This is a genomic window from Hypericibacter sp. (genome assembly GCF_050729195.1).
GTDB lineage: Bacteria > Pseudomonadota > Alphaproteobacteria > Dongiales > Dongiaceae > Hypericibacter.
Genome location: NZ_JBOHKS010000159.1, coordinates 16,827 through 41,716 on the forward strand (window position 1 = coordinate 16,827; position 24,890 = coordinate 41,716).

Here is a 24,890-nt window from a genome sequence, read left to right on the forward strand (position 1 = left end):
CGGCGCCTCCACAGCAAGCCGGGTCTGTTTTATCGTTCCGTAAAATATCTTGATATAATGAGATTTGGCAGTAAATTATGCGGCCATGGACGAATTAGACAGAAAAATTATCCAGCTCCTTCAAAGCGATGGTGAGCGGCCGCTGGCGGCGCTCGGCCGCGCCGTGGGGCTGTCTGTCTCGGCGGTCAATGAACGTATCAAAAAACTTAAATCTTCGGGCACGCTGATCGCGATCCAGGCGCGCATCGATCCCGAGGCGCTCGGACTCGACATCCTCGCCTTCATCCACGTATTGATGGACAAGCCTGCGGGCGAGGGGGAGTTCATCAGGCGAATGCGTGAGATGCCCGAAGTCCTGGAGTGTCACCACATCACCGGTGACTACTCCTATCTGCTGAAACTCCGCGCGCGGGACCCCGCCCATCTCGAACAGATCATCGGCCGGCGCATCAAGCCGATCGCGGGCGTGGCGCGGACCCACAGCATCATTGCGCTCTCGACCGCCAAGGAAACCCTGACGCTGGACAGCCGGACTCCGTCCGATGCTTGAGGGATTTCCCGGTGCGTTCTTCGTCAAGGGCGTCCTGGTAGGACTTGCCATTGCAGCGCCCGTGGGTCCCACCGCGCTGATCCTGGTGCGGCGCACGCTCGCGCGCGGCTGGCCCGCGGGCCTCGCGACCGGATTGGGTGCCGGCACGGCCGACGCGATCTATGGTCTGGTCGCCGTCGCCGGCCTTTCGCTGATCGGTGACTTCCTGATGGCCGAACGCGGGTGGCTCGCCTTCATCGGCGGCGTCATCCTGGTGACGCTCGCGATCGTCAGCTGGCGCAGCCATATCGCCGATCGCATCAATGAGAAGAGCCTCACTGTGGTCGGGCTCGCAGGACATTATTTCTCGATCCTGATCCTGACCCTCGCCAATCCCATGACGCTGCTGTCCTTCGTCGCCGTGATGGTGGCGATCGGCGCCCTGCCCGAGGAAGGTGAGAATCTCACCACGGCCAGCGCCTATGATTATCACTTCGTGCTGCAGCTGGTGTTGGGCGTGCTAGTGGGATCGGTCGGCTGGTGGTTCTTCCTGGTCGCGCTGTCGCTGGCGATGCGCAAGCGGCTGAGCCAGCAATGGCTGCACTCCTTCAACCGCGTCTGCGCCGTCGGTTTGCTGCTGTTCGGCGGCTATGTGCTGGTTGAGGCCATGCGTTGGGCCGTCGAATGAGCGAGGGCCCGCAACCATGTCGAATCTGGATCTGCTGTTGAAGGGGCTGGCGATCGGCCTCGCCATCGCCGCCCCCGTGGGGCCCATTGGCCTGCTCTGCATCCGCCGCAGCCTGGCGCAGGGAAAGCTCGCCGGGTTCGTCACCGGCATGGGCGCCGCCACGGCCGACGGCGTCTATGGCGCGATCGGGGCCTTCGGCATCACGGCGATCTCGGCCCTGCTGGTCGATCAGCAGCGCTGGCTGGCCTTGGCCGGCGGGCTGTTCCTGATCTGGCTCGGCATCGCCGGAATCCGCCGGGCGCCGGCGACCGAGGCGGCGGCGCTGTCGCGCAGCGCCCGCGATCTGGCAGGCTATTTCCTCTCGACCTTCGCGCTGACCCTGACCAATCCCGCGACCATTCTCTCCTTTGCGGCGGTCTTCGCGGGGCTGGGTCTGGGCGCTGGATCCACCGGCGGTATGAGCGCCGGCAGCATCGGCGCGGCACTGGTCACGATCGCCGGCGTGTTCTCCGGCTCCGCCGCCTGGTGGCTCTTCCTCAGCAGCGGCGTCGGCTGGCTGCGCACGCGCCTGGGGCCGGGACTGCTGATCTGGATCAACCGCCTGTCGGGCCTGATCCTGATCGGCTTCGGCCTGTTCGCGGTCTGGACCGCGCTGCGCTGAAGCCGTTGCTCCTGCGTCTTATGCCTTCGGCTCCCTCGACGCCTTGAGCTCGAACACCAGCAGGGTGGAGGTGGCGGAAGCATAGAGTCGGCCGCTCGCGTCGGTCAGGCGGCCCTCGGTGAACGCCACGCGTTTGCCGATCGAGACGATGTGAGCGTCCGCACGCACGGGGCCGGTCTCGAGCGTGATGGCACGGTGATAGGCGATCTTGAGCTCGACGGTCGTGTAACCCTGCTCGGCCGAGAGCACCGAATGGGTCGCGCAGCCGCAAGCCGAGTCCAGCATCGTCGCGGCATAGCCGCCATGCATGCTGCCGATCGGGTTGAGGGCATGCGGTCCGGGCACGCCCTCGAACACCGCGCGTCCCTTCTCGACCTCGACCAGATTGAAATCGAGCGTCTCCGCGATCGGCGGCCGCCGGCCCGTCTTCATCAGCAACTGCAATTGCTCGAGGCCGGTGAGCCGGCCGCGATGTTCCTCGAAAACGTTCATTCGGTTCGGGTCCTTGGAAGGTGGGAACGCAATCCGGGCCAAGTGGGCCTGGTCAGGACGCGGCGGGGGTGAGCGAAGCCGATACGGCGTGACGAATTTCTTCGGAGAAGGCGGGATCGTCAACCGCCCGCGCCAGGACCATCGCTCCCACCAGGCTCGAAAAGACGGCGAGGGCCCTCTTGCGCTTCACGGCGGCGGAGCGGCCGGGAATCAATTTTGTCACGCTGTCGATAAGGGACCGCAACCCCTCCGTCACATTGTGGCGGATCGAGGGACTCTGGCGCGGGATCTCGGTCCCAAGCGACGACAACAGGCAACCCCGACCCGGATCCTCGAGGTGACGGGTGGAGAGATAGGAATTCACCAGCATCTGCAAAGCTGTCCCGCCGGGCCGGTCGGCAAGCTTGTTCCAGCGCTCCACTGCTTCGGCGATCGAGCGGGCGTAAGCCTCGGCCGCCAGCTCCTCCTTGGAGGCGAACTGGCCATAGAAGCCGCCATGGGTCAGGCCGGCGCTGCGCATGACATCGGCCACGCCCACGCCCTCGAAGCCCCGCTTGCGGAACAGTTTCGCCGCCGCAGCGAGAACGCGCTCCCGATTGCGCGCGGCCTGTTCTCGACTGACTTTCATGGGCTGCTCCTAATTCACGTTCTTTGGTATGACAGTATAAATTATGATTATCATATATACAATGATGATCGCCGACATATAATCGTGGCGTCCGCCACCGAAACGAAGGAAAACTCCATGCGTTACAAGCTGTTCGGCCGTCATACGGGTCTGCGTGTTTCTGAGCTGGCGCTGGGTGCCGGCAATTTCGGCACCGGCTGGGGCCATGGCGCCGAGCGCGATGAGGCCAAGAAGATCTTCGACGGCTATGCCGAGGCCGGCGGCAATTTCATCGACACGGCGAATGGCTATCAGTTCGGTCAATCGGAGCAGATGGTCGGCGAGTTCATCGCCGCCGACCGCGATCATTTCGTGCTGGCGACGAAATACACGCTGAGGACCACCTCCGAAGATGGGCTGCTGCAGACCGGCAACAGCCGGAAGAACATGATCCGGTCGGTCGAGGCGAGCCTCAAGCGGCTCAAGACCGATCGCATCGATCTGCTCTGGACGCATATGGCGGACGGCATGACGCCGATGGAGGAGATCCTGCGCGGCTTCGATGAGTTGGCACGCGCCGGCAAGATCCTCTATGCGGGCCTGTCGAACTTTCCAGCCTGGCGCATCGCGCGCGGCGCGACGCTGGCGGAGCTGCGCGGCTCGTTGCCGATCGTCGGTATCCAGATCGAGTACAGCCTGGCCGAGCGCACGGGCGATCGCGAGCTCCTGCCGATGGCGGAAGCGCTGGGCCTCGGCGCCACCCTCTGGTCGCCGCTGGGCGGCGGGTTCCTCACCGGCAAATATCGCGAGAAGGAAGAAACCAGCCGACTCACCAAGCTCGGCATGCTGGTCCATACCGAGAAATCGGCACGCGAGACGGCCCTGTTGGATGCGGTTCTCGCGGTCGCCAAGGAGGTGGGAACCACGCCGACCCACATCGCCATCGCCTGGTTGCTCGAGAAATCGGCGCGCTCGACGGCGGGGCTGATTCCGATCCTGGGCTCACGCACCCGCACGCAGCTCGACGACACGCTGGGCGCCGTCGAGGTGAAGCTGACGCCGGAGCAGGTGGCGAAGCTGGACGCTGCCAGCGCCGTTCCACTGGGGATACCGCACGATCAGCTGCGGGAAACAGCGCCGGGGCTCGCCGGCGGCAAGCTCGATCTCTTGGACCTGCCGCGCGTTCCCGTGGCCTGACCCGGGCGCTGACGAGCCCCGCCCGGCGTCAGATGCCGTCGCCCTGGTCGGGCTGGATCATGCTCTTCTGCGGTTGCTGATTGCCGGTCGCGCCGCTGTTGGCGCTGCCGGTGTCGGGCTTGGGCTCCGGCATGCTGCCGCTGCTGGAGTTGCTCGATCCGCTGTCGTCGCTGCTGCTGTCGCTGCCGCGCGCCTCGGCCAGGCCGTCGACGACGCGGCCCAGTGCGCTCTCATAGATGCGGATGCCGTTCTCCTGGAACTCCTGCGGATTGACCCCGAACTGCACATTCAGGTCATGCTCGGTCTGCAGGTTGCCGTCGTCGTCGACATAGAGCTTCACGGCGATCTCGTCGCGATTCCAGTTGTTGGCGAAGCGCAGCAGGCCGTCGCGGTCGATCCCCCGGATCTCCGAGGACGGCATCGGGGCGGTGAAGCGCAGATTCCAGATGGTTCCGTCATCGAGCTTGTCGAGGACGACCCAGCCTTCCACCGGAACATCGTTGCCGTGGAACGTGACCTCGAGGTCGCCTTCGCCGTCGATCTTGCTCTTGATATGCTCGTCGCTCAGCAGCGAGCGCACCAGCTCGGCCGAGGGTTTGTAGAGCGCGCTGTCGAGCCGGCTTCCCTTCGGCGCGTCGAACGCCAAGGCCGGAGCCGACAGGGGACCGGGCGCCATGGCGACCAGGAGAACCGTCAGGCCGGCGGTCAGGAACGCGGAACGCAACATCGAACCTCCCAAGGCGGGCCGCCGGGGGCCCGCATGATTTCGGCAATCGGCATCGAATTTTCGCGCGAAGCGGGGGCGATGCGCAATCGGGTGAAAATGGCCCTCATGGCTGGGATCTCGAAACCTGGCCCTGCTTGCTTTGCCCCAGAATGGCGGCCTCCTGCGGGGCACTGGCGATGAAGCCTGGGAGGGCGGCGGCGAACGCTGCCGCCGAGACCGCCATATCGGCGCCTTTCATCTCGCGGAAATCGACCTCGGCGGATTCGATGCCGATGATCACGCAGGCATCGTTCTCGCAGATCAGATCGGGCGAGCCGGAATCGCCGGGAACGGTGCCGCAATGATGGGCATAGGTATTGTCTTTCCAGACCATGGAGAGATGGCAGTCGCGCCGCGCCACGGGATGGTCGCTCTGCTCGTCGCCATAGCCGACCTGTGTCATGGAGGGACCGTCCGCCTCGATCATGGCCTCGAGGTCTTTGGGGTCGAGCGCGTGGATCGGCAGGATCCCCGTATCCTGGCCGACGCTGCGATCGAGGCGCAGCAGCGCCCAGTCATAGCCGTCGATCTCGTTGGTCTCGAGGAAGCGCTTGTGATCGAACTCGGGCGGCAGATAGACATCGCGGATCAGCGCCGTCGCGACGAAATGCCCCTGGTCGTAGCCGGCGCTGAAGCGTTCGGCGATCACGCTCTGATGGTCCTCATCGAACAGGCAATGGGCGGAGGTCAGGATCACATTGTCGGCCACGACCGAGGCCGAGCAGAGACCGCCATCCGACATTTCCAGGAGGCCGATGGCGCGCGCCGGCGGAGCGCTGGCGTCGATCGGTTCGCCGGGGGTGTCGCCATGCGGATTGTCGGTCTCTTCCTGGGTCTGCTGCCCGTTCGAGGCGCCGTCGCTGGCGCCGTTGCCGGGTGAGGCGAGGGCGTTGAGGGCGCGCGCGAGCGCGTCCTGATAGAGCCGGATCCCGTTTTCCTTGAACTCGTCGGGATTGATGCCGAACTGGACCGGCTGGTTATGCTCGGCCTCGAGCTGGCCCTCCTCGTCGAGATAGAGCTTCAGCGCGATCTCGTCGCGATTCCAGCCATTGGCGAAGACGATCAGCGCGTCGCGGTCGCGATCGCCAGTCAGTTCCTGGGGAATGATCGTGGTGAAGCGGATGTTCCAGACCTCGCGCTCGTCGACCCGGTCGAGCACGATCCATCCGGGCAGATCGTGATGCTCGGCTTGGAAAGTGAGGGAGACATCGCCCTCATTGTCGATCTTGCTGCGGATGCCTTCGTCGGCGAGCAGCGACTGCAGCAACGCCGCGGTGACGCGATAGAGCGGGGTCGCGATCCGGCTGTCGACGGGCGGTTTGAAGGCCAGGACGGGGCCGGGCCAGGCCCACAGCGTCACGCCGATCAGGAAGGCCAGCAGGCCGGCGGTAAAGGCAGAGGGGCGCATCCGAACCTCGGCTATCGGGACTTCGAGGACCTTGCCGGCCCCCGTCAGGACATTATGCCTGGATCGCGGCCGTTTTGCTCCCCGCTTTGCGGGGCCGAAGGAGCGGGTCCGCCGTTACGGCCGATCAAAGCCTGCCGTTCGGCTGTCCCATGGTGCCGGCCGTCTTGTCGTCCGATGGGTCCTTGATCCAGTCCTCGACCGGTGTCGCCTGCAGCTTGCCGGAAACGAGGTCCTTCAGGGTCGGGGCGAAGGCGGCGCTGCCGACCACCAGAAACACGTGATTGACGTAGTCGAGATCGACCCAGGCATAGTTGATTCCGATGATGCGGTATTTCTCGCCCTGATGCAGCAGCAGGGGCGAGCCCGAATCGCCCTTCACCAGGCCGCACTGGGTCGTGTAGTAGCGCGCGTCCAGCACGTCGGCCGGCCCGCAGCGATGGCGAAGCTTCGGGCGGAAGCCGCCCTGGCCGCCATAGCCGATCTGAATCACGTCGGACTTCGTATCATCGACGATGCCCTCGAGATCGCTGCGGGTCGCGGCAAAGACATCGATGGTGCCGGTGTCGCGGCCGATGGGCGCATCCAGCTTCAGCAGCGCCCAGTCTCTGCCGAAAATCGGATTGTCGATGGTCTTGCCGTCGAACTGATGCACCGGGTCGTAGTCGGGATCGACATGGACCGCCGTCACATTGGCGGTCGCTACGGCATCGCCATGATCGATGCCCGCATTGAACTGCAGCGGCTTCTTATGCCGCCCCTTGTCGTCCATCACGCAATGGGCGGCCGTCAGGATGATATCCTCGGCGACCAGAGTGGCGGTGCAGATATAGCCGCCCTGGGTTTCGAGGCGGCCGACGGCGCGCGCGGGCATTTTCGAAGGATCCGCCAGTTCCCAGTCCGAGGCATAGGCCTTGTCCCCTTGGGACTGGTGGGCCTTGCTTTCGCGGTCGAGATCGTCGAGGGCCCGATCCAGTGCGCTCCGGAACGTGCCGATCTGACGCTTGAGCATGGCCGCGTCATAGGGCGCCGACGCCCGCGGATAAGTCGCGGTCAGGACCAGCACGCCGCTGTTTTCGAGATCGAGATGTTCCGCACCCGGATTCTCGCTGTTCCAGCGCAGCGTGAAGTTTTGCAGGGTCTCGCGGCTGAGAAACAGGATCCTGTCGGCCGGGATCGGCGCCAGGGGATCGATGGCGCGGACCTTGCCCTGGGCATCGACATTGAGGGTGATGCTACCCGGCACCGGCACCTTGCCCTTGACCCAGGTGACCTCGATCTCCTTCGCGTCGCTCGAGGGCTTGGAGTCGATCCCGAGATCCTCGACGGTCTTGGAGGCTTGCGCCGCGGTCAGGGTTCCCGCGGGTGCGTCATCCGCGAAACCGGTGGCGAGGGTCGCGACGAATGTCAGGATGAAGGCAAGGCCGGCGAGGATTGCGCGCAAGGAAGCGTCTCTATCGGGTGCTGCGGGTGCCCGCGTTCTCCGACTTCTCGGAGGCGTCGCGCGTCGAGGCATGATTCAGGAATTCGGGCAGCGCGTTGATGAAGGCGGTGCTGGAAACCGCGACATTGGCATGTTTGACGTCGCGGAAATCGATGATCGCCTCGTCGATGCCGATGATGCTGTAGCTGCCGTTCTCGAACAGCAGGTCGGGCGAACCGGAATCGCCCGGCTCGATATGACAGAGATGCGCGTAGGTATTGTCCTTCCACACATGCGCAAGGTGGCAATCGCTCTGCATGGTGAGTTCCTTCGAGCTGCCATAGCCCACCCGGAACACCTGATAGTCTTTCGAGTCGATCATGCGGTCGAGCGTGGCGGAATCCAATTGCTTGATGGCGAGGATGCCGGTCTTGTCGCCGATGGCGCGGTCGAGCCGCACGAAGGCCCAGTCGAGGCCCTCCATGCCATTCGCGCTGAAGATGCGGGTGATGTCGAATTCCGGCGGCACGAACACGTCGCGGATGCCGGCCTCGACGATGGCCTTGCCGTCGACATAGGCGGCCCGGAAGCGCTTGGGCTTCACCGCCCTGCCGGCGAAATTGAACAGGCAATGGGCCGCGGTGAGAATCACGTCGGCCCCGACCACGCTGGCGGTGCAATAGCCGTCGTCCAGCTCCAGCAGCCCCACGGCCTGGGCCGGCAACTGGCTGATATCGGCTTTCTTCCTCGTCGAGTTGTAGCTGCTGGCGAACTCCTCGAGCTGCTCGCGAATGCGGCTCAGCGTCTGCTCGAACCGGCGCAGCCCGTTGGCCTGGAACTCATCGGGATTGATTCCGTACTCGACCGGCATGTTGCTCGAGGCGATCAGGATGTCGTCCTCGCCGGTATAGAGGGTGATCATGCCTTCGACCCGATTCCACCGGTTGATGAACTCGGCCAGCATGGCGGGATCGGGATCTTCCTTGGGCTTGGCCGGCAGGATCGCGGCGATGCGCAGGTTCCAGATCTGGCCATCGGGATTCCGATCCAGATTCACGAAGCCGGGATAGTTCGTGCCGTCGACATGCCAGTCGATGGCGACATCGCCGTCGGTCATGGTGCGCGGCGACAGGCCCGCCTGGGCGAGCAGCGACTTCACATAGCCGTCGGTTGCCTTGAAGAGCTTCCCGGGAAGAGGCTCGCCTGTCGAGGCGGCGAAACCGGCGTGGGAAAGGGCGAGCAGGAGGGCAAAGGCCATCAGGAGGTGGCGTGACATGCGGGGGATTGTCATGGGTGATCGGGCGCGAGGGCTCGTCGGATTGCAATGTCCCGGTCGGGACGGGGCCAGGCCCTCGGGCGAAATCGCAGAGGGGGAAAGTCAGGTCAACAGAACCAGTCTGACGTGAAATTCTTGCGATCTGCAACCTCAGTCCCGGCGGTCGGCCCGGGCAACACCGGGGAACGCCAGCCCAGCGCCCTGGAATCGGGCGGAAATCGGGCAGTTTGGCCGCCTCGGCGCCCCGGAAGGCGCTGTTGCGGGGCCCCGGGGCGGATGATATTTTCCCCGCCTCCCGACATTCCCGGAGCGTTCTCCCCGGCCGTTAACCGGAGCATCCTTAGGATTCCCATGTCGCTCGACCGCAAGACCGTTGCCCATATCGCGACCCTCGCCCGTCTCAAGCTCACGGACGAGGAGCTCGATGCCTATGCCAAGGAACTCGACGGCATCCTGCATTGGGTCGAGCAACTGAATGCGGTCGATGTCTCGGGCGTCGAGCCGATGAGCGGCGTCGGCCGCTTCGCCTTGCCCAAGCGCAAGGACGAGGTGACGGACGGCAATTGCCGCGACCGGATCCTGGCCGACGCGCCGGATGCCGCGGCCGGCTTCTTCTCGGTTCCCAAGGTCGTGGAGTGAGCGGACCCATGACCAAGCTCACCGATCTCACGGTTGCCGGCGCGCTCGACGGGCTCGCCAAGGGCAGCTTCTCCGCCAGGGAGCTGACGCAGGCCCATCTCGCTGCGATGGCGGCCGCGCGTCATCTCAATGCCTACATCACCGAGACGCCCGAGAAGGCCTTGAGCATGGCCGAGGCGTCGGATCAGCGCCGCCGCGCCGGCAAAGCCGGCGCCATGGACGGCATTCCGCTGGCGATCAAGGATCTGTTCTGCACCGACGGCGTGCTGACCACGGCCGGCTCGCACATCCTGGATGGCTTCAAGCCGACTTATGAATCGACCGTCTCGACCAATCTCTGGAAGGCCGGCGCAGTGATGCTGGGCAAGGCCAATCTGGACGAGTTCGCGATGGGCTCCTCCAACATGACCAGCTATCACGGCCATGTCGCCAATCCCTGGAAGCGCAAGGGCGATCCGTCGGTGCTGGTGCCGGGCGGCTCGTCGGGCGGCTCGGCCGCCTCGGTGGCCGCGCGCATCGCGATGGCCGCGACCGGCACCGATACCGGCGGTTCGATCCGCCAGCCGGCGGCCTTCTGCGGCATCGTCGGCATCAAGCCGACCTATGGCCGCTGCTCGCGCTGGGGCATCGTCGCCTTCGCCTCGTCGCTGGATCAGGCCGGCCCCATGACCCGCAGCGTCGAGGATGCCGCCATCATGCTGGGGGCCATGGCGGGCTACGATCCCAAGGATTCGACCTCGGTCGATATGCCGGTGCCGGATTTCCGTGCTGCTCTCACCGGCGATATCCGCGGCATGAAGATCGGCATCCCGAAGGAGTATCGCGTCGACGGCATGTCGGCCGAGATCGAGAAGCTCTGGGCGCAGGGCGCCGACTGGCTCAAGGCCGCCGGCGCCATTCCGGTCGAGATCTCGCTGCCGCATACGAAATATGCGCTGCCGACCTATTACATCATCGCGCCGGCCGAGGCCTCCTCGAACCTCGCCCGCTATGACGGCGTGCGGTTCGGCTTGCGCGTTCCGGCCGACACGCTGGACGAGATGTATGAGCTGACCCGCGCCGCCGGCTTCGGCGCCGAGGTTAAGCGGCGCATCCTGATCGGCACCTATGTGCTCTCGGCCGGCTATTACGACGCCTATTATCTGCGCGCGCAGCGGCTGCGCAGCCTGATCGCGCGCGATTTCACCGAGGCCTTCAAGCAGGTCGATGTGATCCTGACGCCGGCGACGCCGACGGCCGCCTTCGCCGAGGGCGAGAACAGCGACGATCCGGTAGCGATGTATCTGAACGACGTCTTTACCGTCACCGTGAACCTCGCGGGGCTGCCGGGCATCTCGGTGCCGGCGGCGCTCTCGGCCGAAGGCCTGCCGCTGGGGTTGCAGCTGATCGGCAAGGCGTTCGACGAGGCCACGCTGCTCAAGGCGGGGCAGATGCTGGAAAAGGCCGCGAACTTCACCGCGCGGCCGGGGATGTGATAACCATGAGCGAAACCGCCATCGTCAATGACAGCGATCTGGTCCAGGGCCGCACCGGCGCCTGGGAGATCGTGCTGGGCCTCGAGGTCCATGCCCAGATCATCTCGAACTCGAAGCTGTTCTCGGGTGCCGCCACGGCTTTCGGCGCCGAGCCGAACACACAGGTCAGCCTGGTTGATGCCGCGTTCCCCGGCATGCTCCCGGTCATCAACGGCTATTGCATCGAGCAGGCGGTTCGCACCGGCCTCGGCCTCAACGCCCAGATCAATCTGCGCTCGGTGTTCGACCGCAAGAATTACTTCTATGCCGATCTCCCGGCCGGCTATCAGATCTCGCAGTATCTGCAGCCGATCGTGGGCAAGGGCACGATCATCCTCGATCTGCCGGAAGGGCGCTCGCGTGAGGTGGCCATCACGCGGCTCCATCTCGAGCAGGATGCGGGCAAAAGCCTCCATGACCAGCATCCGAAGAAGACCTATGTCGATCTCAACCGGTCGGGCGTGGCGCTGATGGAGATCGTCTCGGAGCCGGACATGCGCAGCTCCGAGGAGGCCGCGGCCTATCTCAAGAAGCTGCGCTCGATCCTGCGCTATCTCGGCACCTGCGACGGCAACATGGACGAGGGCAGCTTCCGCTGCGACGTGAACGTCTCCGTACGCAAGCCCGGTGGGGAGTTGGGCACGCGCTGCGAGATCAAGAACGTCAACTCGATCCGCTTCGTGCAGCAGGCGATCGAGCATGAGGCCCGCCGTCAGATCGAGCTGGTCGAGGATGGCGGCAAGGTCAGGCAGGAGACGCGGCTGTTCGACGCCGGCAAGGGCATCACGCGGCCGATGCGCAGCAAGGAGCATGCGCATGACTACCGCTATTTCCCCGATCCCGACCTGCTGCCGCTCGAGCTCGATGCAGGCTGGGTGGAAGACATCAAGGCGACGCTGCCTGAGCTGCCCGACGTCAAGAAAGCGCGATTCATCAAGGCTTACGGGCTCTCCGCCTATGACGCGGGCGTGCTGGTCGGCGAGCGCGAGACGGCGGCCTTCTATGAAAGCGTCGCGACAGGTCGCGATGCCAAGCTGGCGGCCAACTGGGTCATCTCGGAGCTGTTCGGCGTGCTCAACAAGCAAAACAAGGAGATCGGCGAATCCCCGGTCTCGGCCGCCTCGCTGGGCGAGCTGGTCGATCTCCTGGCCGACAACACCCTTTCCGGACGCCTCGCCAAGGACGTGTTCCAGGCGATGGTCGAGACCGGCAAGGGCGCCAAGGCGATCGTCGAGGAGAAAGGCCTGCGCCAGGTCACCGACACCGGTGCCATCGAGGCCGCGATCGACAAGGTCATGGCCGAGCAGGTGGACAAGGTCGCCGAGTATCGCTCGGGCAAGGACAAGCTCCTGGGCTTCTTCGTCGGCCAGGTGATGAAATCCACCGGCGGCAAGGCCAATCCCGCCATGCTGAACGAGCTTCTGAAGAAGAAGCTCGCGGGCTGAGCGACGCACCCTCGCGAGAATGATCCCCGCGTCCCCGCTGCCTTCTGACACCGTCCGTCGACGGAAGGCGGCGAGGCGGGCGCGGAATGGGCCGCCGGGCGTCCGGCGGGTCTTCCATGCTTGATTACCTGCGCGGATTCCTCGATTTCTTCGCGGCCAATCCGGCCCTGGCTTATGGGCTGGGGTTCTTCGCCGCCATGGCCGAGGCCCTGCCGGTCATCGGCGCGGTCATTCCGGGCTCGACCCTGATCATCGCAACGGGGGCCCTGGTCGCGACGGATTCGATCCGGCTCGGGCCGCTCTCGGGCTGGGTCATCCTCGGCGCGGTCATCGGCGACACCATCGCCTACAATGTCGGCCGCTATTACGGCCGCTCGATCGTTACTCGCTGGCCCTTCAGCCGTCATCCGCGCCTGGTCGAGGAGGCCGAGCGCTTCTTCGCGCGCCATGGCGGCAAGAGCGTGCTGTTCGGCCGCTTCCTGCCGGCGACCCGCGCCTTCGTCCCGCTCTTCGCCGGCATCCTCCGCTTGTCGCCCGCGCGGTTCTATCCGGCGGTCATCCTCTCCGCGGCGATGTGGGCCTTCGCTCATATCCTGCCCGGCGTGGCGGTCGGTGCGTCGCTGACCTTGGCGGGAGCGGTGGCCGGCCGGCTTCTGATCTTCATCGCACTCCTGGCGGCCGTCTTGTTCCTGGCCTTGTGGCTGGCGCGCCTCACCTTGCGGATCTTCATCCCCTGGATCGGCCGTCTGGCAGCGCGGGCGGATGCCTGGGCCGTCACCGGCGATCGCTGGCCGCAGCGGCTGATGCGCTCGCTGCTCGAGCCTGGCGAGCGCGAGTTGCGCGGATTGATCGTCGCCGTCGCTCTGCTGGTGGCGACGCTCTGGCTGTTCTTCGCGATCCTCGAAGGCGTGGTCGGCGGCGAGCCTTTGGTGCGCGCCGATTCCGCGATCTTCGGGCTGCTCCAGAATCTGCGCTCGCCTTGGGCCGACGGCCTGATGGTGGCGGTGACCGAGCTTGGCGATCCGGTGGTGGTCATCGGCATCACGCTGGCCGTGCTGATCTGGCTGCTGTTGCAGCGGGCCTGGCGCACCGCGCTCTATTGGATGGCCGCGGTGACGCTCAGCTCCTTCTTCAATACCGGCCTCAAGATGATGCTCTACCGGCCGCGGCCGGCACCCGATCTCTATAGCGGCTGGGGCGCCTTCTCGTTTCCCAGCGGCCACGCCACGGTGAATATCGTGATGTGGGGCTTCCTGGCCTTCCTGGCGACGCGGGAAATGAAGCCGCTGGGGCGGCGCATTTTCATCGGCTTCACCGTCGCTTTCGTCAGCCTCATCGCGGTCTCGCGCCTTTATCTCGGCGCCCATTGGTTCTCGGATGTCAGCGCGGGCCTTGCCTTCGGCGCGGCCTGGCTGACATTGCTGGGGACGGTCTATCTGCATCACCGTCCGGAACGGATCCACAGCAAGGGGCTGGCCGTGGCGGCGGTTGCGGCCCTGGTCGGCATCGGCGCCTTCCATATCCACAGCAACCACGACCGCGATCTGGCTTTCTATGGCGTTCGCCAGCAGACCCAGGCGATGTCGCTCGAGGCCTGGCGCCAGGGCGGATGGAACACGCTGCCGGAACGGCGGGTCGATCTGAAGGGCCATTACGAGGAGCCCTTCACCGTGGCCTGGGTGGGGCCGCCGCGCGCGATCGCCATGAAGCTCGAGGAAGCCGGCTGGCGCGAGCCCGTCCGCTGGAGCCTCTCCAGCCTGCTGGCCTGGCTGTTGCCCAATCCGGGACCTGAGGCCTTGCCGGTCCTGCCGCGTCTCGATGACGGCCGTTCGCCGGTGCTGATCCGGCTGCTGCCGCGGCCCGACGGATCGCGGCTCGTCCTGCGGCTCTGGCCGACCGAACTGGCGATCCATGACGAGACCGGCGCCAGCCAGCCGGTGATGGTTGGCATGGTCGCGGCGCAGGCGCCGCGCCGGCTGCTGAAGCTGATCACGCTCAACCGGATGCAAGGCTCGTTCGACGCGGCACGCGATGTGCTGGCGCAGACCCTGCAGTCGGGGCGGCTCGTCGCGCATGTCGGGGCCGCCACCAACGCGGGCTGGGACGGCAAGATGCTGCTGCTGGAGACGCCCGGACCTTAGCGCGGAGTCAGGTCGGCCTGCGGATCATGCGCCAGACCGCGAACAGTCCGATCAAAACATGGGCGGCGGCGAGATAGACGAAATAGCCCGGCGGCCCCAGATGCTGCATCGCCTGGCCGACCGTCACTGGGCCCAGGATCGCGCCGATGCCATAGGCCAGCATCAGGCTCGAGCTGGCCGCCACCATCTGATCGGGCTCGAGGCGGTCATTGGCATGGGCGACCGACAGCGAATAGATCGGCATGCCGAACCCACCATAGAGAAACACGACGGTCAGCAGGCCGATGCGCGAGACATCGGCGACATAAAGGCCGGCGAGGCAGAGCACCGCCAGGACGGTGGTCAGTGCGGTGATGATTCGCCGCCGGTCGAACCGGTCCGCCAGCCAGCCGAGCGGCCAGGGGAAGATCGCGCTGCCGATGACGGCGAGCGCCATATAGAGCGAGACCTCCGACACCGAGAAGCCGATCGCGCGGGCATAGACGGCGCCCATGCCGGAAAAGCCGCTCAAGGTGAGGCCGGCGCCGAAGGTGCCGAGCGTGCCCAAGGGCGACAGGCGCCAGAGCGTGCGCAAAGAGAGCTTGCGCGATTCGCCGAAATGCGGCTGCGGCGCGCTGACCAACAGAACCGGCAGCACCGAAGCCGAGATCAGGATCGCGACCAGGGTGAAGAGCTGGAAGCCGGCGGGGTCGTGCAGATTGAGCATGAGCTGGCCGCTGGCGATCGCGGCCGCCTGGATCACGGTGTAGCCCGCCAGCAGCCGGCCGCGGTTCTCGTTGGAGGCGCGGTCGTTGAGCCAGCTCTCGATCACGACATAGAGGCCGGAATAGCAGAAGCCCGTCAGCGCGCGGAAGAAGGTCCAGCTCTGCCAATAGACGAACACGGCCTGGATCAGGATCGCCATGCTGGCGAGGGCGGCCAGCGCCGCGAACACCCGGACATGGCCGACCCGCTCGACGATCTTGGGGGTCAGCTGGGAGCCGAACAGGAAGCCCACATAGTAGCCCGACATGATGATGCCGGTGACCGAGGCCGGAAACCCCTCGAGCGTCGCCCGCAAGGCCAGGAGCGAGCCCTGCAGGCCGTTGCCGGCCATGATCAGGGCAACCCCGATCAGGAGCGGTGCGGTGGCGAGGAGGACGGCGCGCATGGATGGATCGGAAGGAAACCGGAGGGGAGCAGCCGAGGCCAGGGAGGGTGAAACTCACCTTATCCCTGCTTCAGGGTGCTGTCATAACACTGTCACATTCCACGGACAGCCGGTTCTTTTCAGGCCTTGCCGGCGGCGGCAGACCGGCCCAGATCCTCGCCGTTTCCGCTTCGGACCGGCCGGCCGCGAACAGCCTTTCGCCCGACGCGGTTACCGGCGAGAGCGTTGCAGGGTTTCGCCGAATTGCCTAACTAGCAACGATGGGGGCCGCCTCGAGGAGGCCCGTCACTCATGAAGGACGCGAAGCCACGATGATCGAGCTTTACAGCTGGGCCACGCCCAACGGCCACAAGATCCACATCATGCTGGAAGAGACCGGGCTGCCTTACACCGTGCACGGGGTCGATATCGGCCGCGGCGATCAGTTCAAGCCCGAGTTCCTCGCCTTCAGCCCCAACAACAAGATTCCGGCCATCATCGACACCGACGGTCCGGACGGAAAACCGATCTCCATCTTCGAATCCGGCGCCATCCTGATCTATCTCGCCGAGAAAACCGGGAAGTTCCTGTCGAAGGCGCCGCGCGGGCGCTACGAGACCCTGGAATGGCTCATGTTCCAGATGGGCAGCATCGGACCCATGCTGGGCCAGGTGCATCATTTCCGCGGCTATGCGCCGGAGAAGATTCCCTACGCGATCGACCGCTACACCAACGAGGCCAAGCGTCTTTATGGTGTGCTCGATAGGCGGCTGGCCGACCGTCCGTTCGTCGCCGGCGACTATTCGATCGCCGACATGGCGATCTTCCCCTGGCTCCGGTCCTGGGAACGCCAGGGCGTCCAGTTCCCGGACTATCCCAACACCAAGCGCTGGTTCGACCAGATCGCGGCACGGCCCGCGGTGATCAAGGCCGTGACGGTGCTGAGCGACGTCCAGCGCGCCGAGATGGATGCGCAGACGAAGGAGATGCTGTTCGGCGCCACGCAATATAAGAAGCGCTGAGGGGCACGGTCGCTACGTCGTCCCTTCGCCATCGACGGACGCGCTGCTTCCTTTTCTGTCCTTGCCGGGCTTGACCCGGCAATCCAGGGGCCGGCGAGACTGGATCCCCGGATCCGGCCTTCGGCCGGTCCGAGGATGACAGGAAAGAGGAGCCGGTCCGAGGATGACAGGAAAGAGGAGAGGGCGTGGTGGCCGCGTGACGCCCGCGTTCGTTCGGCGCTAGGATGGCGTCCCATGAGCAAGAAACATCACTCGCCCCGGACGAACCTCAACCCTGCCACCATCGCGGCGCAAGGATTGGGCTGGATCGATGCCGAGACCGGCGCGGTCGTGCCGCCGATCCATAACGCCACCACCTATGCGCGCGACGAGAGCTATGAGCTGATCGGCGGGCGCTCCTACGCGCGACCCAACAATCCGACGCTGGAGCAGCCGGAGATTCTGCTGGCGGCGTTGGAGGGCGGCGAGGCGGCGGCGCTCTTCGCTTCCGGCATGGCCTCGGCCGTCACGCTGTTCCAGGCGCTGTCGCCCGGCGACCATGTGGTGGCGCCCCGCTCGATGTATTGGGGCCTGCGCGACTGGCTGACCGGCGAAGGAAGACGCTGGGGCCTCGCGGTCGATCTGGTGGACACCACCGTCCTGGAGGCGGTGGCGTCGGCGGTGCAGCCGGGACGCACGCGGCTGATCTGGATCGAGACGCCGGCCAATCCGGACTGGGGCGTCACCGACATCGCGGGCGTCGCCGCCATCGCCAAGCGGGCGGGCGCGCGGTTGGCGGTCGACAACACGGTGCCGACGCCGGTCCTGACCAAGCCCCTGGCGCTCGGCGCCGACATCGTGATGCATTCGGCGACCAAATATCTCAACGGTCATACCGATCTGCTGGCGGGTGCGCTGGTGACGGCGCGCCAGGACGAGCTTTGGCAGCGTATCCTGGCGGTGCGCGGCAGCGGTGGCGCCGTGCTCGGTGCTTTCGAAGCCTGGCTCCTGCTGCGCGGCATGCGCACCTTGTTCGTGCGTGTGCGTCACGCCTCGTCCTCAGCCCTGACGATCGCGCGCCATTTCGACGGCCATGCGAAGCTGGTCGAAGTGCTCTATCCCGGCCTCGAGCGTCATCCCGGCCATGCCGTGGCCCAGCGGCAGATGGATGGCGGCTATGGCGCGATGCTGTCGCTGCGGGTCAAGGGCGGCGCCGAAGGCGCCTTGAAGGTGGCCGCACGCTGCCAGCTCTGGGTGCGCGCGACCTCGCTCGGCGGGACGGAGAGCCTGCTCGAGCATCGTGCCTCGGTCGAAGGGCCGAGTAGTCCGGTACAGAAGGACCTGCTGCGGCTGTCGGTCGGCCTCGAAGACACGGGCGACCTGATCGAGGACATGGAGCAGGCGCTGCGGGCGGTTTAAGTCGCGAACCGCTCGAGGCGGCAGGATTCGAGCAGCTTCACACGAGCGCCATCGAGGATCTCGGTTGTGGCGAGACGGCCGATCGCCGGCGCCATGGTGACGCCGGCATGCATCACGGCAATGTAGAGTCCTTGGATCCGAGGACTGAAGCCGACGATCGGGCAGCCATCGGCGGGAATGGGCCGCACACCGACGCTGACGCTTTCCAATTCGATGCCCGCCGCTCCCCGCAGACGTTTCTTCACGGCAGCGAGCGCACGGCCCGCAATGGCATCGGGGCCATTGTCAGGCGATTCGTCGATATAGTCGTCGGCGGCAAGAAGACAATGATCGGAGGCCTGCCTGATCTCCATATCGGAGCTTGAGATGATCCCGTTGACCAAAGGGCCGGGCGTCTTGAACCGCAGCAACAAGGCCGGCGAGGGGTCGATGGGCAGATCCAGGCCGAGCGGCTGACAGAGCAAGCGAGCGTCCGTGCCTGCCGCCATGACAACGGCGTCGGCACCTACGGCCTCATCGCGCGTGCGGATGCCCGTGATCCCTCGACCATTCGCGGTGAGGGCGATCACCTCCGTCCCAAGCCGGACATCGGCACCGGCTTGCCGGGCGGCATCGACGAGGACTTCGGTGGCAGCGACCGGATCGACCGCGCCTTCGCTGGGTGCATGGACCGCGCAGTTTGGCGGCTCCACAAGATTCGGCTCCAATAGCGCGATCTGGTCCCGCTCGATCAGCCGGACATCATAGCCCGCCGCCGCATGCTCGCGGGCCAGGCGCTCGGTCTCGGCAAGATCGCGATTCCAAGTCAGGGCGCCGCACCAATCCACCTGGAGGGCATGATCGAGCTCCTGTTCCAGCCTGCGATATTCCTGGATCGCAAGCAGGCGAAGCTCTGCGTAGGGCTTCGGCACGCCGTGCGAGACATTGATCCAGGCAAAGGCCTTGCGGGTCACTGCGCTCGCGGGCTGGCTCTTGTCGACCAGCATGACGGGCGCACCAGCGCGTGCCAGGTGATAGGCAATGGAAGCGCCAACGATTCCGGCTCCCACCACGATCGTCCTGGGTTTCGTGGCCCTCATGTCGCCTTAAGGCATTTCACTCCGCGACGGCGCGTGTGGGTGCGCGGCGGGCGAGGTGGAAGGTCTGATGCTCGAATGCCGACGGAGCGCCCGGAGCCACATGCGCCGTGATTTCCGATCCGATGTCCCACATCACGCTCGCGAAAGTGAAGAAGCCGCTCTTGCGCCGGTCGGCATTCTCGGTGGTGATCGAGACCGGATTGTCGGGGTCGTCCTGCGAGGTGAGCGCATCGCGTACGGCCGCCTCATTGAAGGGACCGGCACGCCCCTGAAGGCGGCGTTCGAGCGCGCTCATGCGCTGGCGCGAATTGTGCCGCGCGCGCTTTGACTCTTCCGATTCCGACGGCTTCCCGCGATTGGGGTTCGCCAGCGCGTGATTGGTGTGCCAGATGCAGCCCGGGGAGGCGCCCGACGGCGCGAAGGTAATCGCATGGTCGCCCGAACATTCGAAATCGCCGAGCTGGCGGCCGTCGGACAGCACGTAATTCTGCCCCGACGCATGACGGACCTGGCGCAGGACACGGCTGGCCTCGTCATAGTTGGATTGCGCCAGCAGGATCCGGCTGATGAAGGCCACGGGAACGCCGTCGGTGGCGCTCTCGAGATCGCCCAGTGTGTTGACCGTGAAGCCGAGGCCGGCGCTGTTGACGCCGCAGAGCCCGATCATGCCGGCCATGGTCAGCAGGGCGGCGTCGATGCCCGGCGCCACGTCGCGGATCAGCAGCATCGCCTGGAGCCCATCGCTCCAGCGCGCCAGGTCCATGTTCTGCGCCAGCAAGGCGCCGCCCGGCCGGAGGCTGGCGACGGCGCTGCAGTGATGCGGGGTCTCGTTCGCCTGGCGCCGCTTCAGCCCCACGGAATACCACCACTCCTCGTCCATGAACTGGGCGGCGAGGACGGCGTCATAGGGCAGGTCGGCGCCTTCGGCGATGCCACGAACTTCGTCGAGGAGGTCGGGCGCATGGCGTTCGATCGCGGCGACGAACTGGGTCTCGGCCAGGAACTGGCCGATGAACCGGTCCGAGGGCATGGCCATGAAGGATTCGATCTCGGCCCGCCAGCGCCGGTCGCGCTCGCGCACCAGGGCCTTGAGCTGGCGCCCATGCTGGCGTCCCCGCTCGCGCGGAGACCCGCCGATTTCAGCGACGGCAAGTGTTGCCATGGCCCACGATCCTCATTGCTCACCGCACCGGACCGGTGCAGGGAGGCAGAGTAAGCGGGCCGTGGGGCCGCCGGCAAGCGTTGCCGGCGGGCCTGACAGGACGCCCGAGAAGGCTCGGGCAGGCAATGTGGGTGGTCTTAGTGTTGCGCGCTCATCTCGGAACGGACCGTGCTCTTCGCCGCATTGCGCTGCGGGATCAGGGCGGTCAATTCCTTGCGGGCGGCTTCCAGCGAATGACGTTCACGCTGGTCTTCGCGGTCGAACACTTCGATGCAGCTGAGCTTGATCTCGACGAGGTCGAGCAGTGTTTCGAGGGAGCGTTTCGAGAGCGACATGGTTTCCTCCATCCTACCTGGATCGTGCGGGGCCATAACGACACTTACCTGCGCCGTGAAACCACATTTGCGCCGTCATTTTTAAGAAGAAATGAATCGATTGTAGTTATCCACAGGATTCCCTGAACGAACAGGCTTAACGCGATCTTACCGCCGTCCGCGCGAGCCGGGATTCGCCCGATTCCAAGCCCAGATGCGAGCGGGGGCGTGCTTAACGCGGTCCAACAAGAAATGGGGCAAAGAATTTGTAGAGTCGGGCAGATTCGCCTTCGTTTCGTCGCCTTTACAAAGCGCCCCAAAGGCCCCGGGAGACAGCACCGGGGCGAGTGATGCAAGCGGGCCACAGCCGCAAGAATTTCTGCCGGGGGCCGCAACCCGGAACCACAGTTTGGCACCGAGACTTTCGTTCGCGGCCCGTCGACCGGGTCTTCGCGCCGACCGTCGAGATCTCGATCTAGACGCTGGCGCGCGACGACAATCCGCCGACCAGCCAGCGATGCAACAGCAAGCCCAGCGTGCCGCAGATCGCGATGATGATCGCCATCGGCAGCGCGCTCTCCCGATGAATGGCGCCGACCGCAGTGGCGGCGATCGCGGCCACCGAGAATTGCAGCGTTCCCACCAGGGCCGACGCGCTGCCGGCCTGTGCCCCTTGCGGCGCCATGGCGAGCGCGATCGCATTCGGACTGACGAGACCCACGCAACCGACATAGACGAAGAGCGGAATCACGATGCCGAGAATGCCGCCCCATCCCGTCGCTGCGGTGGCGACCAGCGCCAAGGCGGCGATCGTCTGCAGCAGATTGCCGAAGCGCAGGATCCTGTCGGCGCCGTAGCGATGCACGACGCGGCCATTGACCTGCGAGGCGAAGATGAGGCCCGCGGCATTGGTGCCGAAGATCCAGCCGAAATGCTCGGGCGCCACGTGATAGAGCTCGATGAAGACGAAGGGCGAGCCGGCGATATAGGCGAACATGCCTGCCGCGTTCATGCCGCCCGAGAGCGCATAGCCCACGAAATGCCGGTGCCGCAGAAGTGCTGCATAACGCGCCAGCACGGGGCCGAGCGACAGCGAATGAGCGGTCTTGGGGTCGTGCGTTTCGGGCAGCCGGAGGGCCACCGCTGCGATCGAGGCGAGGGCCAGCGCCGCCAGCAGCCAGAAGATCGCCTGCCAGCCGAACCAGACCAGGAGATAGCCGCCGAGCAGCGGGGCCAGGATGGGCGCCACGCCCATCACCAGCATGAGGGCCGAATAAATCCGCGCGGTCTCTTGCGGCTCGAACAGGTCGCGCACCATGGCCCGGGCGACGACAGCCCCGGAGCAGGCGCCGATGGCCTGGAGGAAGCGCAGGGCGGACAGGGCCTCGACCGACTGCGCCAGCGCGCAGGCCATCGAGGCCAGGCCGAACAGCACCAGCCCGGCATAGAGCGGCGGCTTGCGGCCGAACCGGTCGGCGACCGGGCCATAGAGGGCCTGGCCCAGGGCGAAGCCCAGGAAGAAGGTCGCCAGCGTTCGCTGCACTTCGGCCGTCGTCGCCAGGAAGGCGCGCTCGAGCGTCGGCAGCGCCGGCAGATACATGTCGATCGCCAGCGGCGCGAAGGCGGTCAGCGCGCCGAGGATGATGACGAGTTCGAGATGGGAGGTGCGGCGCGGGCTCATGGATGACATTTCGGCGACGGGACCGCGACCCTAACGGCCGGCTCCCGTCGCTGCAAGGAAGCAGGGGGCGCCCCCCGGCCGGCCTCCAAAAGGTCCATTTCGATATCGCGCGGGCTTGCGCATAATCGGGCGCCATGCGCTTCGTCCTGGTCGGCCTTGTTCTGCTCTTGGCGGGCTGCACGACGGTTCCCATGAACCGATCGCTGCCGGCGAAGGCCGATGTCGCGACCGCCGGACCCGACCTGAGCAAGGGCTATCGTTTCGGTGCCTTGCCGCCCACCGACAATTCGCCCGAGCTGTTCGTGGCGCTGGCCTTTTCCGGCGGCGGCAAGCGATCGGCGGCCTTCGGCTATGGCGCCTTGACCGGCCTGCGCGATCTGACGATCAAGATCGGCGGGCGCGAGCGCCGGCTGCTCGACGAGGTCGATTCGATGTCGGCCGTTTCGGGCGGCAGCTTCCCGGCCGCCTATTACGGGCTCTATCGCGACAAGATCTTCACCGATTTCGAGAAGGATTTCCTGCGCGTCGATCTCGAGAGCTACATCTACGGCATGTATCTGCTGCCCTGGAACTGGGAATGGTGGTTCAACCCGCTCTACGGGACGAACGACCAGATGGAAAAAATCTACGACCAGCTCATGTTCCATGGCGCGACCTATGCCGACCTGATCAAGCTCGGTCGCCCGCTGATCTCGATCGATGCCACCGACGTGAATTTCGGCACGGTGTTCCCGTTCGTTCAGGACCAGTTCGACCTGATCTGCTCCGATCTGAGCAGCTTCCCGGTCGCGCGCGCGGTCGCGGCCTCCAACGGCTTCCCCGTCCTGTTCACGCCGATCACGCTCGAGAACCATGCCGAGGATTGCAATGGCTGGGTCCCGGGCTGGGTCACGCGCGGCGAGGCCAAGAGCGCGAATTCGCGGGAGCATTATCTGGCGCAGTTCGCCCGCCTCTATCTCGACGGCAAGAACACCAAATACATCCACCTGATGGATGGCGGCATCGCCGACAATCTGGCGATGCGCGGGTTCATCAACAGCATCCTCGCTTATGCGGACGATCCCGAGCGGATCCGCTTTGCCGGTCTGGACAAGGCGCGCCGTGTCCTTCTCGTCAGCGTCGACGGACAGGCCAGCCGCGATACCAGCTGGCCCACGCAACGGACGGTGAGCAGCATCGGCCAGATCTTCAGCGCCGTGTCCGGCACCCAGATCGACAGCTACAACTTCGAAACCTCGATGCTGGCGCAATTGCAGCTTCAGGAAATGGTCAAGGCCATTCGCCAGGTGCGTTGCGAGGAGGGGGCCGTGATCGACGGCCACCCTTGCGAGGATGTCGAGGGCTATTTCATCCATCTCTCGCTGCAGGAGATCGCCGATCCCGCCCTGCGGGCGCGGCTCGCGGCCATTCCGACCGGCCTGACGATCCCCGATGCGGATGTGGACCAGTTGGTCGAAGTCGGCGCCACGGAAGTCAAGAACTCGCCGGAGCTGGCCGCGTTCCGGGCGAGCCTCGAGCCTTAGCCGTCGCGCGAAGCCGACGGCCTCGACCTTGTCCTCAGCCGAAGCGGCCGGTGATGTATTCCTCGGTCTTCTTCTGTTTCGGCTTGGTGAAGACCTTCTCGGTCTCGCCGAACTCGATCAGCTCGCCCAGGAACATGAAGGCCGTGTATTGGGAGACGCGCGAGGCCTGCTGCAGATTGTGGGTCACGATCGCGATCGTGTATTCGTTTTTGAGCTGCTCGATCAGCTCCTCGATCTTCGCGGTCGAGATGGGGTCGAGCGCGGAGCAGGGCTCGTCCAGCAGGATGACCTCGGGCTTGGTCGCGACGGTGCGGGCGATGCAGAGGCGCTGCTGCTGACCGCCCGAGAGCCCCAGGCCGCTGGCATGGAGCTTGTCCTTGACCTCGTCCCAGATGGCGGCATGGCGCAGCGCATGCTCGACCCGCCCGTCCAGCTCCGACTTGGGCAAGCGCTCATAGAGGCGGATTCCGAAGGCGACATTGTCATAGACCGTCATCGGGAAGGGCGTGGGCTTCTGGAACACCATGCCGACGCGCGCGCGCAGGAGATTGATGTCCTGGGCGCCGTCCAGGATGTTCTTCCCGTCGAGCAGCACTTCGCCCTCGGCGCGCTGCTTGGGATACATCTCGTAGATCCGGTTGAGGACGCGCAGCAGGGTCGACTTGCCGCAGCCGGAGGGCCCGATGAAGGCCGTCACTTCGCGCTCATGGATCGAGAGATTGATGCTCTTCAGCGCCTTCGAGTTGGCGTAATAGAAGGACAGGTTGTTGACGGCTACCTTCACCGCGGTTGCGGCCAT

General features: G+C 65.6%; 23 protein-coding genes. 11 read left to right on the forward strand and 12 right to left on the reverse strand.

The window, feature by feature from the left end:
• Positions 1–85: 85 nt before the first annotated feature.
• From ACREE8_RS12165 to ACREE8_RS12175, 3 genes are read left to right on the forward strand one after another with little or no spacing between them, the layout of a single operon-like run.
• Complete coding sequence (locus ACREE8_RS12165) at positions 86–550, forward strand: Lrp/AsnC family transcriptional regulator (RefSeq protein WP_431573266.1); 465 nt, start codon at positions 86–88, stop codon at positions 548–550.
• The gene (locus tag ACREE8_RS12170; protein ID WP_431573267.1) at positions 543–1,217 is read left to right on the forward strand and encodes a LysE family translocator; all 675 of its coding nucleotides are present in this window, start codon (positions 543–545) and stop codon (positions 1,215–1,217) included. The genes ACREE8_RS12165 and ACREE8_RS12170 overlap by 8 nt, the downstream gene beginning before the upstream one ends.
• 16 nt (positions 1,218–1,233) lie before the next feature.
• Positions 1,234–1,878 carry a LysE/ArgO family amino acid transporter gene (locus ACREE8_RS12175; RefSeq protein WP_431573268.1) on the forward strand — a complete coding sequence of 215 codons (645 nt, stop codon included), beginning with the start codon at positions 1,234–1,236 and terminating at the stop codon, positions 1,876–1,878.
• An 18-nt stretch (positions 1,879–1,896) separates the two neighbouring features.
• On the opposite strand, the gene ACREE8_RS12180 is transcribed toward ACREE8_RS12175, so the two are convergent.
• Positions 1,897–2,370: a PaaI family thioesterase gene (locus ACREE8_RS12180; RefSeq protein WP_431573269.1), complete on the reverse strand. Its 474-nt coding sequence runs from the start codon at positions 2,368–2,370 to the stop codon at positions 1,897–1,899.
• A 52-nt stretch (positions 2,371–2,422) separates the two neighbouring features.
• Positions 2,423–2,998: a TetR/AcrR family transcriptional regulator gene (locus ACREE8_RS12185; protein WP_431573270.1), complete on the reverse strand. Its 576-nt coding sequence runs from the start codon at positions 2,996–2,998 to the stop codon at positions 2,423–2,425.
• Positions 2,999–3,115: 117 nt separating this feature from the next.
• Between ACREE8_RS12185 and ACREE8_RS12190 the strand changes: the two genes are divergently transcribed.
• Positions 3,116–4,174: an aldo/keto reductase gene (locus ACREE8_RS12190; RefSeq protein WP_431573271.1), complete on the forward strand. Its 1,059-nt coding sequence runs from the start codon at positions 3,116–3,118 to the stop codon at positions 4,172–4,174.
• 28 nt (positions 4,175–4,202) lie between these two features.
• Here ACREE8_RS12190 and ACREE8_RS12195 read toward each other — a convergent pair whose 3' ends face one another.
• The 4 genes from ACREE8_RS12195 to ACREE8_RS12210 all read right to left on the reverse strand — a co-directional run bounded on the left by ACREE8_RS12195 (position 4,203) and on the right by ACREE8_RS12210 (position 9,044).
• Positions 4,203–4,901, reverse strand: coding sequence for a YbjN domain-containing protein (locus ACREE8_RS12195; RefSeq protein WP_431573272.1), 699 nt, complete (start codon positions 4,899–4,901; stop codon positions 4,203–4,205).
• A 103-nt stretch (positions 4,902–5,004) separates the two neighbouring features.
• Positions 5,005–6,348, reverse strand: coding sequence for a trypsin-like serine protease (locus tag ACREE8_RS12200; RefSeq protein ID WP_431573273.1), 1,344 nt, complete (start codon positions 6,346–6,348; stop codon positions 5,005–5,007).
• A 124-nt stretch (positions 6,349–6,472) separates the two neighbouring features.
• Positions 6,473–7,789, reverse strand: coding sequence for a trypsin-like serine peptidase (locus tag ACREE8_RS12205; RefSeq protein WP_431573274.1), 1,317 nt, complete (start codon positions 7,787–7,789; stop codon positions 6,473–6,475).
• 10 nt (positions 7,790–7,799) lie between these two features.
• The gene (locus tag ACREE8_RS12210) at positions 7,800–9,044 is read right to left on the reverse strand and encodes a YbjN domain-containing protein (protein ID WP_431573275.1); all 1,245 of its coding nucleotides are present in this window, start codon (positions 9,042–9,044) and stop codon (positions 7,800–7,802) included.
• A 351-nt stretch (positions 9,045–9,395) separates the two neighbouring features.
• On the opposite strand from ACREE8_RS12210, the gene gatC reads away from it, so the two are divergent.
• The 4 genes from gatC to ACREE8_RS12230 all read left to right on the forward strand — a co-directional run bounded on the left by gatC (position 9,396) and on the right by ACREE8_RS12230 (position 14,783).
• Positions 9,396–9,683 carry an Asp-tRNA(Asn)/Glu-tRNA(Gln) amidotransferase subunit GatC gene (gatC, locus tag ACREE8_RS12215; protein WP_431573276.1) on the forward strand — a complete coding sequence of 96 codons (288 nt, stop codon included), beginning with the start codon at positions 9,396–9,398 and terminating at the stop codon, positions 9,681–9,683.
• A gap of 8 nt (positions 9,684–9,691) precedes the next feature.
• Positions 9,692–11,158 carry an Asp-tRNA(Asn)/Glu-tRNA(Gln) amidotransferase subunit GatA gene (gene gatA, locus ACREE8_RS12220; protein WP_431573277.1) on the forward strand — a complete coding sequence of 489 codons (1,467 nt, stop codon included), beginning with the start codon at positions 9,692–9,694 and terminating at the stop codon, positions 11,156–11,158.
• Positions 11,159–11,163: 5 nt separating this feature from the next.
• Positions 11,164–12,642 (forward strand): Asp-tRNA(Asn)/Glu-tRNA(Gln) amidotransferase subunit GatB, encoded by a 1,479-nt coding sequence (gene gatB, locus ACREE8_RS12225; RefSeq protein ID WP_431573278.1) that lies wholly within the window; start codon positions 11,164–11,166, stop codon positions 12,640–12,642.
• Positions 12,643–12,758: 116 nt separating this feature from the next.
• On the forward strand, positions 12,759–14,783 hold the full coding sequence (locus ACREE8_RS12230; protein ID WP_431573279.1) for a VTT domain-containing protein: 2,025 nt from the start codon (positions 12,759–12,761) through the stop codon (positions 14,781–14,783).
• 7 nt (positions 14,784–14,790) lie between these two features.
• Here ACREE8_RS12230 and ACREE8_RS12235 read toward each other — a convergent pair whose 3' ends face one another.
• A complete protein-coding gene (locus tag ACREE8_RS12235; protein ID WP_431573280.1) occupies positions 14,791–15,933 on the reverse strand; it encodes an MFS transporter in 1,143 nt (380 codons plus the stop codon).
• A gap of 311 nt (positions 15,934–16,244) precedes the next feature.
• Here ACREE8_RS12235 and ACREE8_RS12240 point away from each other — a divergent pair, with 311 nt between their 5' ends.
• Positions 16,245–16,934: a glutathione S-transferase N-terminal domain-containing protein gene (locus ACREE8_RS12240; RefSeq protein ID WP_431573281.1), complete on the forward strand. Its 690-nt coding sequence runs from the start codon at positions 16,245–16,247 to the stop codon at positions 16,932–16,934.
• A 234-nt stretch (positions 16,935–17,168) separates the two neighbouring features.
• The gene (locus tag ACREE8_RS12245) at positions 17,169–18,332 is read left to right on the forward strand and encodes a trans-sulfuration enzyme family protein (RefSeq protein ID WP_431573282.1); all 1,164 of its coding nucleotides are present in this window, start codon (positions 17,169–17,171) and stop codon (positions 18,330–18,332) included.
• Here ACREE8_RS12245 and ACREE8_RS12250 read toward each other — a convergent pair.
• From ACREE8_RS12250 to ACREE8_RS12265, 4 genes are all read right to left on the reverse strand, one after another.
• Positions 18,329–19,411: an NAD(P)/FAD-dependent oxidoreductase gene (locus tag ACREE8_RS12250; RefSeq protein WP_431573283.1), complete on the reverse strand. Its 1,083-nt coding sequence runs from the start codon at positions 19,409–19,411 to the stop codon at positions 18,329–18,331. The genes ACREE8_RS12245 and ACREE8_RS12250 overlap by 4 nt on opposite strands.
• A 16-nt stretch (positions 19,412–19,427) precedes the next feature.
• The gene (locus ACREE8_RS12255) at positions 19,428–20,573 is read right to left on the reverse strand and encodes a C45 family autoproteolytic acyltransferase/hydolase (protein WP_431573284.1); all 1,146 of its coding nucleotides are present in this window, start codon (positions 20,571–20,573) and stop codon (positions 19,428–19,430) included.
• Positions 20,574–20,710: 137 nt separating this feature from the next.
• Positions 20,711–20,908 (reverse strand): hypothetical protein, encoded by a 198-nt coding sequence (locus tag ACREE8_RS12260; protein WP_431573285.1) that lies wholly within the window; start codon positions 20,906–20,908, stop codon positions 20,711–20,713.
• 454 nt (positions 20,909–21,362) lie between these two features.
• Positions 21,363–22,568: a Bcr/CflA family multidrug efflux MFS transporter gene (locus tag ACREE8_RS12265; RefSeq protein ID WP_431573286.1), complete on the reverse strand. Its 1,206-nt coding sequence runs from the start codon at positions 22,566–22,568 to the stop codon at positions 21,363–21,365.
• A gap of 191 nt (positions 22,569–22,759) precedes the next feature.
• Between ACREE8_RS12265 and ACREE8_RS12270 the strand changes: the two genes are divergently transcribed.
• Positions 22,760–24,091 carry a patatin-like phospholipase family protein gene (locus ACREE8_RS12270; RefSeq protein ID WP_431573287.1) on the forward strand — a complete coding sequence of 444 codons (1,332 nt, stop codon included), beginning with the start codon at positions 22,760–22,762 and terminating at the stop codon, positions 24,089–24,091.
• A 34-nt stretch (positions 24,092–24,125) separates the two neighbouring features.
• Here the strand turns inward: ACREE8_RS12270 and pstB are convergent, their stop codons facing one another.
• A complete protein-coding gene (gene pstB / locus ACREE8_RS12275) occupies positions 24,126–24,890 on the reverse strand; it encodes a phosphate ABC transporter ATP-binding protein PstB (protein ID WP_431573288.1) in 765 nt (254 codons plus the stop codon).

Bases quoted from the DNA above. Each gene is read 5' to 3' on its own strand.
- ACREE8_RS12165 (WP_431573266.1), top strand. From the start codon at position 86: ATGGACGAATTAGACAGAAAAATTATCCAGCTCCTTCAAAGCGATGGT.
- ACREE8_RS12240 (WP_431573281.1), top strand. From the start codon at position 16,245: ATGATCGAGCTTTACAGCTGGGCCACGCCCAACGGCCACAAGATCCAC.
- ACREE8_RS12260 (WP_431573285.1), bottom strand. From the start codon at position 20,908: ATGTCGCTCTCGAAACGCTCCCTCGAAACACTGCTCGACCTCGTCGAG.
- ACREE8_RS12250 (WP_431573283.1), bottom strand. From the start codon at position 19,411: ATGAGGGCCACGAAACCCAGGACGATCGTGGTGGGAGCCGGAATCGTT.
- gatC (WP_431573276.1), top strand. From the start codon at position 9,396: ATGTCGCTCGACCGCAAGACCGTTGCCCATATCGCGACCCTCGCCCGT.
- ACREE8_RS12245 (WP_431573282.1), top strand. From the start codon at position 17,169: ATGAGCAAGAAACATCACTCGCCCCGGACGAACCTCAACCCTGCCACC.
- ACREE8_RS12170 (WP_431573267.1), top strand. From the start codon at position 543: ATGCTTGAGGGATTTCCCGGTGCGTTCTTCGTCAAGGGCGTCCTGGTA.
- ACREE8_RS12190 (WP_431573271.1), top strand. From the start codon at position 3,116: ATGCGTTACAAGCTGTTCGGCCGTCATACGGGTCTGCGTGTTTCTGAG.
- pstB (WP_431573288.1), bottom strand. From the start codon at position 24,890: ATGGCCGCAACCGCGGTGAAGGTAGCCGTCAACAACCTGTCCTTCTAT.
- ACREE8_RS12180 (WP_431573269.1), bottom strand. From the start codon at position 2,370: ATGAACGTTTTCGAGGAACATCGCGGCCGGCTCACCGGCCTCGAGCAA.
- ACREE8_RS12230 (WP_431573279.1), top strand. From the start codon at position 12,759: ATGCTTGATTACCTGCGCGGATTCCTCGATTTCTTCGCGGCCAATCCG.
- ACREE8_RS12255 (WP_431573284.1), bottom strand. From the start codon at position 20,573: ATGGCAACACTTGCCGTCGCTGAAATCGGCGGGTCTCCGCGCGAGCGG.
- ACREE8_RS12210 (WP_431573275.1), bottom strand. From the start codon at position 9,044: ATGTCACGCCACCTCCTGATGGCCTTTGCCCTCCTGCTCGCCCTTTCC.
- ACREE8_RS12185 (WP_431573270.1), bottom strand. From the start codon at position 2,998: ATGAAAGTCAGTCGAGAACAGGCCGCGCGCAATCGGGAGCGCGTTCTC.
- ACREE8_RS12265 (WP_431573286.1), bottom strand. From the start codon at position 22,568: ATGAGCCCGCGCCGCACCTCCCATCTCGAACTCGTCATCATCCTCGGC.
- gatB (WP_431573278.1), top strand. From the start codon at position 11,164: ATGAGCGAAACCGCCATCGTCAATGACAGCGATCTGGTCCAGGGCCGC.
- ACREE8_RS12175 (WP_431573268.1), top strand. From the start codon at position 1,234: ATGTCGAATCTGGATCTGCTGTTGAAGGGGCTGGCGATCGGCCTCGCC.
- gatA (WP_431573277.1), top strand. From the start codon at position 9,692: ATGACCAAGCTCACCGATCTCACGGTTGCCGGCGCGCTCGACGGGCTC.
- ACREE8_RS12195 (WP_431573272.1), bottom strand. From the start codon at position 4,901: ATGTTGCGTTCCGCGTTCCTGACCGCCGGCCTGACGGTTCTCCTGGTC.
- ACREE8_RS12200 (WP_431573273.1), bottom strand. From the start codon at position 6,348: ATGCGCCCCTCTGCCTTTACCGCCGGCCTGCTGGCCTTCCTGATCGGC.
- ACREE8_RS12235 (WP_431573280.1), bottom strand. From the start codon at position 15,933: ATGCGCGCCGTCCTCCTCGCCACCGCACCGCTCCTGATCGGGGTTGCC.
- ACREE8_RS12270 (WP_431573287.1), top strand. From the start codon at position 22,760: ATGAACCGATCGCTGCCGGCGAAGGCCGATGTCGCGACCGCCGGACCC.